General features: G+C 68.1%; 13 protein-coding genes. 2 read left to right on the forward strand and 11 right to left on the reverse strand.

The genetic code is table 11. The features are described from left to right. Positions 1–47: 47 nt before the first annotated feature. The 10 genes from ASD42_RS26445 to ASD42_RS26490 all read right to left on the reverse strand — a co-directional run bounded on the left by ASD42_RS26445 (position 48) and on the right by ASD42_RS26490 (position 9,445). The gene (locus ASD42_RS26445) at positions 48–890 is read right to left on the reverse strand and encodes a DegV family protein (RefSeq protein ID WP_056821469.1); all 843 of its coding nucleotides are present in this window, start codon (positions 888–890) and stop codon (positions 48–50) included. 3 nt (positions 891–893) lie between these two features. Next, positions 894–2,531 (reverse strand): diglucosylglycerate octanoyltransferase, encoded by a 1,638-nt coding sequence (gene octT / locus ASD42_RS35455; RefSeq protein ID WP_235569832.1) that lies wholly within the window; start codon positions 2,529–2,531, stop codon positions 894–896. Continuing rightward, positions 2,521–3,180 carry a histidine phosphatase family protein gene (locus tag ASD42_RS26455; RefSeq protein ID WP_056821470.1) on the reverse strand — a complete coding sequence of 220 codons (660 nt, stop codon included), beginning with the start codon at positions 3,178–3,180 and terminating at the stop codon, positions 2,521–2,523. The genes octT and ASD42_RS26455 overlap by 11 nt, the downstream gene beginning before the upstream one ends. After that, on the reverse strand, positions 3,177–3,593 hold the full coding sequence (gene rsfS / locus ASD42_RS26460; protein WP_056821472.1) for a ribosome silencing factor: 417 nt from the start codon (positions 3,591–3,593) through the stop codon (positions 3,177–3,179). Before rsfS ends, ASD42_RS26455 begins: the two co-directional genes overlap by 4 nt. Positions 3,594–3,639: 46 nt before the next feature. Next, positions 3,640–4,281 (reverse strand): nicotinate-nucleotide adenylyltransferase, encoded by a 642-nt coding sequence (gene nadD / locus ASD42_RS26465; protein ID WP_056821473.1) that lies wholly within the window; start codon positions 4,279–4,281, stop codon positions 3,640–3,642. 11 nt (positions 4,282–4,292) lie between these two features. Beyond that, positions 4,293–5,276, reverse strand: a complete 984-nt coding sequence (locus ASD42_RS26470; protein WP_131817164.1) for a hypothetical protein — start codon at positions 5,274–5,276, stop codon at positions 4,293–4,295. 281 nt (positions 5,277–5,557) lie between these two features. Then, positions 5,558–5,899 carry an MmcQ/YjbR family DNA-binding protein gene (locus ASD42_RS26475; RefSeq protein WP_056821475.1) on the reverse strand — a complete coding sequence of 114 codons (342 nt, stop codon included), beginning with the start codon at positions 5,897–5,899 and terminating at the stop codon, positions 5,558–5,560. A gap of 11 nt (positions 5,900–5,910) precedes the next feature. Then, positions 5,911–7,302 carry a vWA domain-containing protein gene (locus ASD42_RS26480; RefSeq protein ID WP_056821477.1) on the reverse strand — a complete coding sequence of 464 codons (1,392 nt, stop codon included), beginning with the start codon at positions 7,300–7,302 and terminating at the stop codon, positions 5,911–5,913. Positions 7,303–7,304: 2 nt separating this feature from the next. Next, positions 7,305–8,177: an AAA family ATPase gene (locus ASD42_RS26485; protein ID WP_056821846.1), complete on the reverse strand. Its 873-nt coding sequence runs from the start codon at positions 8,175–8,177 to the stop codon at positions 7,305–7,307. Positions 8,178–8,179: 2 nt separating this feature from the next. After that, positions 8,180–9,445, reverse strand: coding sequence for a glutamate-5-semialdehyde dehydrogenase (locus tag ASD42_RS26490; protein WP_056821479.1), 1,266 nt, complete (start codon positions 9,443–9,445; stop codon positions 8,180–8,182). A gap of 173 nt (positions 9,446–9,618) precedes the next feature. Here ASD42_RS26490 and ASD42_RS26495 point away from each other — a divergent pair, with 173 nt between their 5' ends. Continuing rightward, positions 9,619–10,494, forward strand: coding sequence for a ribokinase (locus ASD42_RS26495; protein ID WP_056821480.1), 876 nt, complete (start codon positions 9,619–9,621; stop codon positions 10,492–10,494). An 18-nt stretch (positions 10,495–10,512) separates the two neighbouring features. Here ASD42_RS26495 and ASD42_RS26500 read toward each other — a convergent pair whose 3' ends face one another. Further along, positions 10,513–11,385, reverse strand: coding sequence for a hypothetical protein (locus ASD42_RS26500; RefSeq protein WP_156677599.1), 873 nt, complete (start codon positions 11,383–11,385; stop codon positions 10,513–10,515). Between the two features lie 74 nt (positions 11,386–11,459). Here ASD42_RS26500 and ASD42_RS26505 point away from each other — a divergent pair, with 74 nt between their 5' ends. Beyond that, positions 11,460–13,583: a RecQ family ATP-dependent DNA helicase gene (locus ASD42_RS26505; protein ID WP_056821484.1), complete on the forward strand. Its 2,124-nt coding sequence runs from the start codon at positions 11,460–11,462 to the stop codon at positions 13,581–13,583. Positions 13,584–13,624 lie beyond the last annotated feature (41 nt).

A 13,624-nucleotide genomic window follows, 5' to 3' on the forward strand; every position in this document is an offset into this window, starting at 1 on the left:
CCGGCACCGAAGGGTTTACCCTCAGCGAGATTCTGAACCGGCACCGCTCAGACACATCCGCCCGGCAACACCGCGACGGCGACCGCGCCGACACCGAGGTGCACGCCGAGCGCGGGGCCGAACTCGGCGACATAGAGTTCCCGAACCTCCGGCAGCTGCTCACGCAGTTGCGCCGCAATGTTCTCGGCGGCCTCGGGAGCACCGAGATGCTGAATGCCGAGGGCCGCACCGTCGGACGCGGCCGCGTCCACCGCGGCGGCTACCAGCTTGGTGTAGGCGCGCGATCTGGTGCGCACCTTCTCGCGCATTTCGAGCTTGCCCTCCACCAGCTGCAGCAGCGGCTTCGTCACCAGTTCGCTGCCGAAGAACGCAGCGGCGCTACTCAGCCTGCCGCCCTTGCGGAGTTGTTCGGTGCGGTTGACCAGGATGAACGTGCGAGAACGGGTCGCGGCCGACACCGCGCAATCGTAGACATCGTCCAGCGCCTCGCCTGCCATCGCTCTGCGCGCGGCGGCCAGCACCGGCAGACCGGTGGCAAGACCGGCACCGAGCGAATCGACCACGCGCACACGATCTTCGGCGCCCATGTCGCGCACCGCCTGACGACCCGATTCCCAGGTCGCCGACAACCGGCGCGACAGATGCACCGCGACGACCCCGTCACCATCGCTATGGCTCAACGCGCGTTCGTAGGCTTCGCGCAGTTCTCCGGGCGAAGCGGCCGAGGTGGTGACCGAGTCCGCCGTGTAGTCGATCTCGATCGGATCGACGCCCTCCCGGATCTCCCGCTCACCGACGAGCACATGCAACGGCACCACTTCGATACCGAACTCGGCGACGAGATCAGCGGACAATCCCGCCGCCGAATCGGTGACCACCACAACGGCCACGGACTACCGGACCTCCTGCAGCGCCTTGGTCATCGCCGTCGCCACTGCCGCGTGCCCAGCCCAGCCCCAGTGGATGCCGTCCGGGTTCGCCGAGCCCGACTCGATGTCGTCACGCACGGCCTCGCCGAGGTCGACGAGCGGCACCGAGGTGCGACCGGACCACGCCTGCAAGGCCTTGACCGCCCGTGCCCTGCCGCTGTGCACCCGCCCGTAGGCGTCGCACTTGTGCACCGACGGCAGCACCGCCACGACCGGCAGCTCCGGCCGCAGATGGTTCAACGCAGTCCGCGACTGCTCCAGGTAGTCCACGCTCACCCTCGGCGGAAGGGCAACCGGGCGACCGAGTTTCGACAGCTTCGGCTGCAACCAGTTGTAAGTCGCTCGCACGCCACGGCGCAGACGCGGCGGACGGATGTAGCGGATCATCTCCCGCAGCGCGGTGGGCAGCGGAGACGGCAGGGTGTCCATGCCGCCGACGGCGAACACGACCGCCCCGGCACGCGGCACCGCGGCCCATACCCGCGGATCACCGATCAGTGCCCAGTACGCGTCGCGACAGGTCCAGCCGATCCGCGCGATCAGCTCGACATCCCAATCCAGTTCCGCGGCGACCATATTCGGCCAGATCCGCGGATCGTCGGCGGGCAGGCCGCCTTTCGGACCGTAATAGGCGAGCGAGTCCGCGATCACCAGCAGCACGGGGCGCGGTGCGGCGGACTCCACCGGCCTCGGCGAACCGGCTTCCTCGACGAGCGAAGAACCGGCGGTTGCCACCGCTACCGATTCGCCCTGCGGTGCAACCGCGTTCGTGGACGCCGCGACAACGAGATTCGCGCCTGCGGCAGGCGAAGTCGTCAGCAAGCTGTCTGCGGAGTCCAGGTCCTGGCGTGCAGCGGCGGGATCGGCCTGTGCATCAGCAGGATCGATTCCGCCGGCGGCTGCCGCGACCTCGATCGAAGCAGCTCCGGAATCGTCGACCGAGGTAGTGACCTCGGCGTCGGACCGAACCGGATCAGCCGTTTCCGGTCGGAGTGTTTGTGGCACAGCCGGATCGATCGAATCGGTGGCATCCGCGAGCGACTCGGCGACTACCGCCGGAGCCTCAGCGGAGACGTCGCCGACGGGAGCCGAATCCGCAGCCGGATCGGCCGCGATGGCCTCCGCAGGCGACTGGTCGGTATCCGTAGCTACGACAGCGGAGTCCACGTCGCCGGGTTCGGCTTCCCGCACAGCGGAACTCGATGCGATCTCGACCGCGTCGAGTCCACCCTCGGCCTCGTCACCGATCGCGGTCACCGCGCTGTCGGCATCGACGCTGCCGTCCGAGGGAACCTCGACGGCCGGCTCGGAATCCGCTGCCTCCGAGCCGGACTCGACGGCTGCTGCCGCCGAGTCGACCGGCTCGGGTTCAGCGACGACCGGCGGGGGAAGCGGGCCGAACAGGGCATCGGGCAGCGATCGTTCGCTGCGCGCGGTGACCTGCTTGAAGAGTTCGTCCGGTACCGAACGGATCGGTTCCTCGCGCTCTGCGCGAGCAGGTGGCGGACCGAATAGCGCGTCCGGCAATTGCCGTCCGGCTTTGGCCGTCACCTGCTGGAACATCTCATCAGGTACCGATCGGACGGGCTCTTCATTGGACATCGGGAGCTACCTTCGCCGCTGCGTTCCAAACATCGAGGCGCCAGCCGGGTCGATCGACATCCGGGCCGTGACTGGAAAGCTGCACCCAGCTGGTATTGGCCAGCCCGCCGAGGGCAGGCCAGTTCTCCGGTGGCAGTTCCAGCAACGCGGCCGTCAGAGCAGCGATCAGCCCGCCGTGCGCAACCAGGATGATAGTCCGACCGGGCCAATCCTGCCGCTCGTTGTACAGTTCGCGCACCACAGGCAGGGCCCGCGCACCGACCTCGAGCTTGCTCTCGCCACCGGGCGGTGTGTAGGTGGCGTCCAGACGCCACTGCACACGCGCGCCGGGGTAGTCGGCGTCGACTTCGAGGTGGGTCAGGCCTTCCCAGTCACCCAGGTTGGTCTCGCGCAGCCGCTGATCGGTGAGGACAGGCAGATCGCTGATGTCGCCGAGCGCCTGCGCGGTTTCCTTGGCGCGGCGCAGATCGGAGGCGTGGATCGCGATGGCGTTGCGTGAACCCAGTTCGCGCGCAGCCTCTTTGGCCTGTTGGCGACCGAGTTCGGTGAGATCGGTGTCGATCTGGCCCTGCATCCGGTCGGCCGCGTTCCATTCGGTCTGCCCGTGCCGCAACAGGATCAGGTTGCGCACATGGGCGTACTTACTCACTCGTTGATTCCCTCTACCTGCGCGTCGTCGTCCGCTGCCGGAGTCGGGAGTGCGGCGATGCCCTCGACGGGGACTGCCGGGCAGTCACGCCACAGGCGCTCGAGTGCGTAGAAATTGCGCTCGTCGTTGTGCTGGACGTGTACGACGATGTCGACATAGTCGAGCAGTGCCCAGCGACCCTCACGGGTGCCTTCGCGACGGACCGGCTTGTGACCGGCTTCGCGCAGCTTGTCCTCGATGTTGTCGACGATCGCGTTGACCTGGCGCTCGTTGGGCGCCGAGGCGATCACGAAGCAGTCGGTGATCACCAGCTGCTCGGAGACGTCGAGCACGACGACATCGGTGGCGAGCTTGTCGTCGGCAGCGAGTGCGGCGACCGTTGCCATCTCGATCGCTTCGGTAGAGGCACTCATACGGTCTCCTCCTGTGGGGTCAGACCCTCGCTCATGTGGCTCAACGTCAGCTACCTTCCGTTCCTGCGGGCACATAGAGGTGCCGCTTCGATATGTACTGCACCACGCCGTCGGGGACGAGGTACCAGACCGGCCGACCATCCGCTGCGCGGCGGCGGCATTCGCTCGACGAGATGGCCAGCGCGGGGATCTCGACCATCGTCACGGCGTCGGCGGGAAGGTCCCGCAGATGCTCCTCGAGATGATCGGTGTTCAGTTCGTAACCCGGTCGGCTCACCCCGACGAACTTCGCCAGTTCGAACAGTTCGGTCCAATCCTGCCATGTCAGGATGTTGGCCAGCGCGTCCGCACCGGTGATGAAGTACAGCTCCGCGTCGGGGTGCGTGTTTTGCATCTCGCGCAGGGTGTCCACCGTGTAGGTGACCTTGTTGCGTTCGATGTCGGCCCGGCTGACGGAGAACCTCGGGTTGGACGCGGTGGCGATGACCGTCATCAGGTAGCGATCCTCGGCGGGGCTGACCTGCTTGTTGACCTTCTGCCACGGCTGACCGGTCGGGACGAAGATCACTTCGTCGAGCTCGAACCGGTTCGCGACCTCGCTCGCCGCGACCAGGTGGCCGTGGTGGATCGGGTCGAAGGTGCCGCCCATGACGCCGAGCTTGCGACGCGGCCGAGCTGTTTCGTGCATGAGGTCTGAGCTTAATCCGGCCGACCGGACCGGGGCGGACCGGACTGCTCCGGGCCGCCACGGCGCTCGCGAGGTGGGGACGCCTGCGCGCACATCTGGGCGAACTGGGCGCGGGTGTGTTTCAGCTCTTCGACGAGATGCGCGGCCGGATCGGCGGCGACCCGGCGGTTCAGTTCGGTCAGCAACACATCGATCGTCACCCACCACGGTCCGCGCACGCGCCCCTCGGGTCCGCGCAGTTGCAGCCAGGCGGCGGCGCGCAGGCAGCGGGCCCTCGGCACGATCTTGTCCTGTTCACCCCACAGCCCCGCGGCGCGCAGGTAGCCCCCGAGCGCCTCGGACTCCTGCCCACAGCACTCGCGGGCGACCGCGGCCGACCACACCAGATCGGCGTGGCGGCGGCGCTGCGCGGGCGAACCGGCGATCAGCCGGGCCGCCTCGGCGAACTGCCACGCGGCCTGGCGGTAGCGACCGAGGTGATTCAATGATTCGGCGAACTGGGCGCGGACCCGCGCGAGCTCGGCGGGTGGATAGCCGACAGTTCCGGTCAGCAGCGGACGGTCGAAGGCGACCACCGCCTCGCCGTGCCTGCCCGCCCGATGCCAGGCGCGCCCGGCGACCAGCCACAGATGGACAGCATCGGCCTGCGAGATCGGCTGCCAACTGGCGGCGGCCGACGCGGCGGCACGGGCCATCGCACGGTCGCGCCCCGGCTGGGCGGCGACGGCGGTGACCAGCTGGGTGCGCATCGCGGCGAGTTCTCGACCGTCCAGTTCACCGGCGCCGACGACGAGCGCCCGCCGCAGCTGTTCCTCCGCCGCGGCGGGGGCATCCGCAAGGCGGGCCGCAGCGATCCCGGCCAGCCGCCGCGCGGCCCGTGCCCCCGAACCGGGCGCGGGGGGTCGAAGGGCACCTTCCGTGGCGGCTGCGTCCCACGCTGCGACAGCATCGCTTGTCAGCCCTGGCGCGCGTTGTCGTCCCAGTTCTGCGGGCACGGCTGCATCCGGCGCTGCGATGGTTCGACGTCCTGGATCTTTCACCGAGTCGGCAGGACCGCCGATGATGATGGGTTCGTCCCGAGGTCGATCGGTCTCGTTCGTGAGCGGGTCGGTCACCGAGCGAACCACGCCCAGCCGGTGGGGGAATGACCCGATCGCACCTTCCCTACGTCCGATATTCGTCGATCGGATCGCTCGTCGTCGCGCGACGCCCCTGCCAGCATGGGCGTGATCTTCGTTGTGGTGCCATGTGAGGCGCTTAACGTCGGCTGAAAAGCTCAGGCAGTGGGGCGCTTCGACTTCGGGAGTTTGGCGACGACCGCGTCGTAGGAGGCGTCGATCAGTTCGCGCAGTTCGTCGTCGGGGACCGCGCCGCCGACGCGAATACTGTTCCAGCCGTAGCGGCCGATGTAGGCCGACACGGTGACATCGTCGGGGTAGATGTTGACCAACTCGTCGGCTTCGAGGCGGTCGCGCCCGCATTTGAGGCCGATCGACGTGCCCGCACCGAGGAACGCGAACACTTTGTCGCCGACCTTGGCGACAGTGTCGCCCTCCCACGGCTCGTCTTCCCAGGCACCCGGTTTCGCCAGGCAGTAGGCCAAGACGTCAACACTCATCGCCAGCTCCTTCAGACGGGCAACAACCTGGAGACCACCTCGGTCAGCTGCCGAGCTGATCGACATTCGTGCATCTCGATCACCGAACCGTAGTCGCGAGCCGCCGAATCGCCTGTCCCCCATAGATTCTTGGGTTCGGGATTGAGCCAGTGCGCGTGCCGGGCGGTACCGACCAGTTCGCGCAGCGTGTCCAGTTGCGGGTTGCGGTAGTTGGTGCGGCCGTCGCCGAGGACCAGCAGCGAGCTACGGCTGGTGACGGCTTCGCCGAAGTTCTCGGCGAAACTGGTCAGCGCGTAGCCGTAATCGGAATGCCCGTCGGCGTCGATGATGCGCGACTCGGTGAAGATCCGGGTCATCACATCGTCGAGGCCGGCGTACGGCTCGAAGAAACCGGTGACCTCGTCGGTGCGGTCGACGAAGGCGAAGATCCGCACCCGCGAGAACTGCTCACGCAACGCGCTCACCAGCAGCAGCGTGAAGTTACTGAACCCGGCCACCGAGCCCGAGATATCGCACAGCAGCACCAGTTCCGGTCGGCCGGGGCGAGGTTTACGGTTCACCAGGTCGATCGGCACCCCACCGGTCGACATCGACGCGCGCAGGGTTTTGCGCAGATCGATCTCGCCGCGCCTGGCCCGTTTGCGCCGCACCGCCAGTCGGGAGGCCAGGATCCGAGCCAAACGCTGAGTGCCGCGCCGCAATTCGGTGAGCTCGCGTTCGGAAGCACGGAGGAAGTCGGCGTCCTCGGCCTGACGGGCGACACCATAGGTCGCGACGCGTTCGCGCCCGATCTGCTCGGCCACCCGCCGGTTGGTCTCTGCTTCCACGCTGGCCCGGAACCCCGCGATGCGTTCCCTGGCGACGCGACGGGCGACCTCGGTGTCTCGCTCACTCGCATCCGGCGGCAGGCCGAGACCCGCGAGTATCTTGGCCAGCAAGGACTGGGGCGCAACGTCTTTGAGCGCCTGGTACGCGGAGAACGACGGCCCGCGCGCCGACTGGTATTGCCCGAGTTGCTCGACTATCTGCCCGGCCAGCAATTGCTGTTGGGGGCCGCTGTCCTCGGCGGCGAGCAACTCGGCCAGTTGCTCGCGTAGCGCGGCGAGGTCGACCTGCCCGTCGGGGGTGCGCGGCAGGTCTGGAGCCTCGCCGGTGCGATCACCGACGGCGACGGGAAACCACAGGTCGAACAGTCCGTCGAAGGTGGCGCGATGGGTGGGTCTGCGCAGTAGCGCACAGGCCAGCCCCTCGCGCACGGCCTCACGATCGAGCAGGTCCAACACGGTCAACACCCGACCGGCGTCGACGGTTTCCGACGGGCCGACCGGCACGCCACGGGCCCGGAGCGCACCGACGAAACCGGCGACGTGGCCGCCGATTCCGTGCGGTGCCGGTGCGGTCATGATCAGGCCAGTTTCAGCTCGGCCAGCGCGCGCTGGTGATCGCTGCGGTGCTTGAGCACCACGCCGAGCGTGGCGCGCACGGTCGCGTCGTCGAGATCGGCGGCGCCGAGGGCGAGCAAGGTATTGCCCCAGTCGATCGTTTCGGCGACCGAGGGCAGCTTCTTGAGTTGCATGCCGCGCAGTACGTGCACGACCCGCACCAGTTGCTCAGCCACGGTGTTCGGGAGTTCCGGTACGCGGCTGGCCAGGATTCGGCGCTCGAGGTCTTCGTCGGGGAAGTCCAGGTGCAGATACAGGCAGCGGCGTTTGAGCGCCTCCGACAGTTCCCTGGTGGCATTCGAGGTGAGCACCACGAACGGCTTGCGGGTGGCGGTGATGGTGCCGAGTTCGGGCACGGTCACCGCGAAATCGCTGAGCACCTCGAGTAGCAGGCCCTCGATCTCGACATCGGCCTTGTCGGTCTCATCGATCAGCAGCACCGTCGGCTCGGTACGGCGGATGGCGGTGAGCAACGGGCGCGAGAGCAGAAACTCCTCGGTGAAGACGTCGGCTTTGGTTTCGGCCCAATCGTTTTCACTCGACGCCTGAATTCGAAGAATCTGCTTGGCGTGGTTCCACTCGTAGAGCGCGCGGGCTTCGTCGACGCCTTCGTAACACTGCAGGCGAACCAGTTCGGCGTCGGCGACCTGGGCCACCGCTCGCGACAGTTCGGTCTTGCCGACACCGGCCGGGCCTTCGATGAGCAGCGGCTTACCCAGCCGATCGGCGAGGAAGACCGACGTGGCCGTTGCCTTGTCGGCCAAGTAGCCGGTGGTCGCGAGCCGGTCGATGACATCGTCGACCGAGGTGAAGATCGGATCCTGTACGAGAGTCATGATCACACCGGCCGAGTCTGGCCGTCGCCCCACACGATCCACTTCGTGGAGGTGAGTTCGGGCAGTGCCATCGGACCGCGGGCATGCAGCTTCTGGGTGGAGATGCCGATCTCGGCGCCGAAGCCGAACTGCTCGCCGTCGGTGAACGCGGTGGACGCGTTCACCATCACCGCGGCGGCGTCCACGCGAGCGGTGAACTCGCGGGCGGCGGCCAGGTCGGCGGTGATGATGGCCTCGGTGTGGCCGGTCCCCCAGGTGTTGATGTGCTCGACGGCGGCATCGAGGTCGTCGACGACCTTCAGCGCGATATCCATGGTGAGGTACTCCTCGCCCCAGTCGGCATCGGTGGCCGGGACCTGACCGGGCAGATCACCGTGGATGGTGACGCCCGCGTCGTCGAGTGCCTTGCTGAGGCGGGGCAGCGCGGTCTCGGCGACGGCGGCGTCGATGAGTACGGTCTCGGCGGCATTGCAGACGCTGGGACGGCGGGTCTTGGCATTGAGCACGATGGCCTCGGCCATGTCCAGGTCGGCGGCCGCGTGCACGTAGACGTGGCAGTTGCCGGTGCCGGTCTCGATGGTGGGCACCTGCGCGTCGCGGACGACGGCGTTGATCAGGCCGGCACCGCCGCGCGGAATCACCACGTCGACGAGGCCGCGGGCCTGGATCAGGTGGGTGACGCTGGAGCGGTCGTTGCTGGGCAGCAGCTGCACGGCGTCGGCCGGGACACCCTGGGCGACAAGGGCTTCGCGCAATACCTCGACCAGCGCCGCGTTGGAGTTCGCGGCCGAGGACGACCCACGCAGCAGCGCCGCGTTGCCCGATTTGAGGGCGAGGCCGAAGGCGTCGACGGTGACATTGGGCCGTGCCTCGTAGACCATGCCGACCACGCCGAGCGGAACACGGGTCTGGCGGATCTCGAGGCCGTTGGGCAGGGTGGAGCCGCGCACGATGACGCCGACCGGATCGGGCAGCGTGGCGACCTGACGCAGACCCGAGGCGATGCCGTCGATGCGGGCCTTGGTGAGCCGCAGCCGGTCGAGCAGATTCTCCTCGGTACCGGCGGCTTGCGCGGTCGCGATGTCGGCGGCATTGGCCGCGAGCACGCGATCGGCGGCGGCGAGCAGAGCGTCGGCCGCCGCGTGCAGTGCGTCGTTCTTCTGCGCCGTGGTCAGCTGAGCCAGCACACGGGACGCGACGCGAGCCCTGCGGGCGGCGTCGTGCACCGCTGCGCGGATGTCCAGCTCGGGGGTCACTTCTACCGTCATGGGTATCAGCGTACGCAGCCCGCCTCGCGCACTCGACGCCGCCCGCCACGCGGAATACGGCTCCGACCGGCGGCGGGACCGAGTTATCCACAGGTTCGGCGGAGCTGTCGACGCCGATATCCACACCGATGCCCCGCAGGTGGGGCGGAGCCGTCACCGCTAGATTCAGCGCTATGGATCGCACCGATTCGCCGACCGTCGTCGTGCTGGGCAGCGTCAACATGGACCTGGTCACGACTGTCTCGTGCAGGCCCGCACCGGGTGAGACGGTGCTCGGGACCGAGTTCGCGACGGTGCCCGGCGGGAAGGGCGCGAATCAGGCGATCGCGGCGGCGCGGTCCGGGGCGCGGGTGCGGTTTCTCGGTGCGATCGGCGATGACGCGTTCGGGGCGGAACTGACGACGACGTTGTCGGACGCGGGCATCGATACCACCCTTGTTCGCAGGGTCGACGGTGCCAGCGGGATCGCCTCGATCATCGTCGACGACACCGGCGAGAACAGCATCATCGTGGTGGCGGGAGCCAACGGCCGGGTGACCGATCTGTCGGCCGCCGAACTCGCGGCGATCGCGGCGGCCGACATCCTGTTGTGCCAGTTGGAGATTCCGATCGACACCGTGCTCGCCGCCGCCCGACATGCTCGCGCGTCGGGCACCGTCGTCGCCCTGAATCCCTCGCCGGTTCAGCCGTTGCCCACCGAACTGTGGACTGACGTCGACCTCGCGATCGTGAATTCCCTGGAGTACGAACAGTATTCGGCCGAACTGGCCCAGGTCGCGCACGTGGTGCGCACGCTCGGCGGTGACGGGGCGGTGTATCGCGGCGAGGACGGGACCGAGCTCTCCGTCACGGGACTCGCCGTCGATGTGGTCGATACGACCGGCGCCGGCGACGCGTTCACCGGCGGACTGGTCGCAACCTGGAACCAGGGCGCGGATACCGCACTGAACTGGGCGAATACCACCGGCGCCCTGGCGACCACCAGCCTCGGCGCAAGCTCGTCGATCCCCAATCGCGAAGAAATTGCGGCAGCGCTACGCGCCGAGTGACCGAGGAAGCCCACAGAGTCAAGCAGGACCATTCCGCAATCGCCAACGCCGCGCCGATACGCTGGAAACGGTGCGGCCCAGCAGCTCAGCAGCTTCCGCCGACCCGAACTCAAAGACGACGCCGTCGTCTGCCGCTGTCCACGGCTTCCGCAGAACGCCATAACGCCCTGCTTTCTCTAGTGGCGGGGTCCAACGAGCAACGCGAGCTGCGATGGTGCGCTTACGGTCCACTCCTATGACATCAGGCGAGTACCACGCCCAAGCCGCGAGCCGGGCAGCAGCGTGATTGAGCACCATCACGTTGGCGACACCATCGCGACGGTTCGGGCGAAAGCTCCGCTCCACCCCGCAGACATTTCGCACAGCGCGGCAAAAGAACTCCGCAGCTGACGGGCTGGCGGTCACAAAGCTCACGAACGGCTCACCCTTTCCGGTGAATCCGATCGAGCCGTCCCCATCCAGGAGCCCCCGCAGGTAGTCGGCCTCCGAAAAGGGCGTCAGCGGCGGCCGGATCTCCGTGGCCTTCCGACCGACTGTCACCCCGAGTTCCGCGAAGGCACGCCTCGTGGCACGGTCATAGAACCGCAGGGTGGCGGTTTCCGAGCGGGCCGCGAAATTTGTCGCCCGAATTCGATGACCGATCGATGAATAGCACGGAAGAGCCTCGGCTAGATGCGTCAGGACGCTCTCGTCCCGGACCGCGAGCTCGAGCGAGATGCGCCCTTTCCGATCCAGATTTCCCTCGTGCGAGCCATCGGTTTGGAGCAGGCCGATCGCGTACGCCACCACGGGTATTTCCGGGTTGAGCACCACTTCAGAGTCGCTTGTGCGGCCTGTCATACCGAATTCCCCGATCGCTTCGTCACTCCCCGCGAAACCAGATGCGGCCATCCTGCCAGCCCCGTGCACGCCCCCTGTCTGTGTTGCCGATCGAACCTGTCGGAGGGGTGCGGCACGATAGGCGCATGACCTCACCCGCAGGCAACGATGTGCTCGACCTGACGGCTCCTGACCTGCGCGAACGAGCCGAGGAGCTGCTCCGTGAGCTCGCCGGGCCCGACGCGCGGTTGCGGGAGGATCAGTGGATCGCGATCGAAGCGCTGGTGGTGCAGCGCAGGCGGGCGCTGGTGGTGCAGCGGACCGGGTGGGGAAAGTCGGCGGTGTATTTCATCGCGGCCAAGCTCTTGCGGGGGGCGGGGCGCGGGCCGACGGTGATCGTGTCGCCGCTGCTGGCGTTGATGCGCAACCAGGTGGCGGCCGCCGAGCGGGCCGGGGTGGTGGCGGCCACGATCAACTCGGGCAATGTCACCGAGTGGGACGAGATCCATCAGCGCGTGGCCGACGGCGAGGTCGATGTGTTGTTGGTGAGTCCGGAACGGTTGAACAATCCCGACTTTCGCGATCAGGTGCTGCCACGTCTGGCCGCCGACGCCGGGCTGGTCGTCATCGACGAGGCACACTGCGTGTCGGACTGGGGGCACGACTTCCGGCCCGATTACCGCCGCATTCGCACGCTGATCGCCGACCTGGGATCCGATGTGCCGGTGCTGGCGACCACCGCGACCGCCAACGACCGGGTGGTCACCGATGTGGCCGGACAGATCGGCACCGACACGCTGGTGTTGCGCGGCACGCTGGATCGCGAGTCGCTGCACCTGTCGGTGGTGCGGTTCGACGACGCGGTGCAGCGCACGGCGTGGCTGGGTGAACAGCTCACCCGGATGCCGGGCTCGGGCATCATCTACTGCCTCACCGTCGCCGCGGCCAACGATCTCGCCGACCTGCTGAATTCACACGGCCACACCGTCGCCGCCTACACCGGTCAGACCGACCCCGCCGAACGCGAGCTGCTCGAAGCCGCGCTGCTGAACAACGAGGTCAAAGCATTGATCGCGACGTCGGCGCTCGGGATGGGCTTCGACAAGCCCGATCTCGGTTTCGTCGTGCACGTCGGGGCCCCGTCCTCACCGATCGCGTACTACCAGCAGGTCGGTCGTGCGGGCCGCGGCACCGAGCGCGCCGAGGTCGTCCTGCTGCCCGGCCCCGAGGACGCGCGGATCTGGAGTTACTTCGCGTCCGTGGCCTTCCCGCGTGAGCACATCGTGCGTTCGGTGCTCGCCGCGCTGGACACCGACAGGGCGATGTCGACAGTGGCGCTCGAACCGCTCGTCGAACTGAACCGATCGCGGCTCGAGATGGTGCTGAAGGTGCTCGATGTCGACGGCGCCGTGCGGCGGGTGCGCGGTGGGTGGCTCTCGACCGGCCAGGACTGGACCTATGACACCGAGCGCTACGAGGGCTTGGCCGCGGCACGCGACGCCGAACAACAGGCGATGATCGACTACCAGTCGACGTCTACCTGCCGGATGACCTTCCTGCGCCGTCAACTCGACGACCCCGGCCTCGCCGGGCTGGCGACAGCGGAACTCGATTGCGGCCGCTGCGACAACTGCACCGGCACCCGCGCCGACACCACCGTCGACGACGCCGCGATCGCCGCCACCCGAGCCCGCCTCGACCGACCCGGCCTCGACCTCGCACCCCGCAAGCAGTGGCCGAGCGGCATGGCGAAATTGGGAATCCCGTTGTCGGGCAAGATCTCCGGCGGCGCCGAAACCGGCCGGGTACTCGGCCGACTCACCGACCTCGGCTGGGGCATGCGTTTGCGAGCCCTGCTCGACGCCCCCGACGCACCGGTCCCCGACGCGGTCTTCGACGCCTGCATCGCCGTGCTCCGCGACTGGACCTGGACCACCCGCCCCACCTCGGTGCTGGCCCTGGAATCCCCCCGCTATCCCCAGCTCACCACCAGCCTTGCCGCGCGTCTGGCCCAGATCGGCAAACTCGACGATCTCGGCACCCTGCACACCAGACCTGATCGGCCGCCGGTCTCCGCGGCGAACTCCGCCCATCGAGTAGCCGGGCTGTTCGACTCGTGGGAGGTTCCCGACCTCTCCGGGGTCGACGGGCCGATCCTGCTCGTGGACACCCTCACCGATACCGGCTGGACCATGACCGTCGCCGCCCACGCCCTACGCGCCAGCGGCGCCGACGCGGTCCTCCCCTTCGCCCTGGCGACCCCTACCTGACCCACCCACAAGCCAAAAGTCCAACACGCCGCCCAGATTGT

Origin of the sequence: Nocardia sp. Root136 (assembly GCF_001427185.1) — a bacterium.
Classification (GTDB): Bacteria; Actinomycetota; Actinomycetes; order Mycobacteriales; family Mycobacteriaceae; genus Nocardia; species Nocardia salmonicida.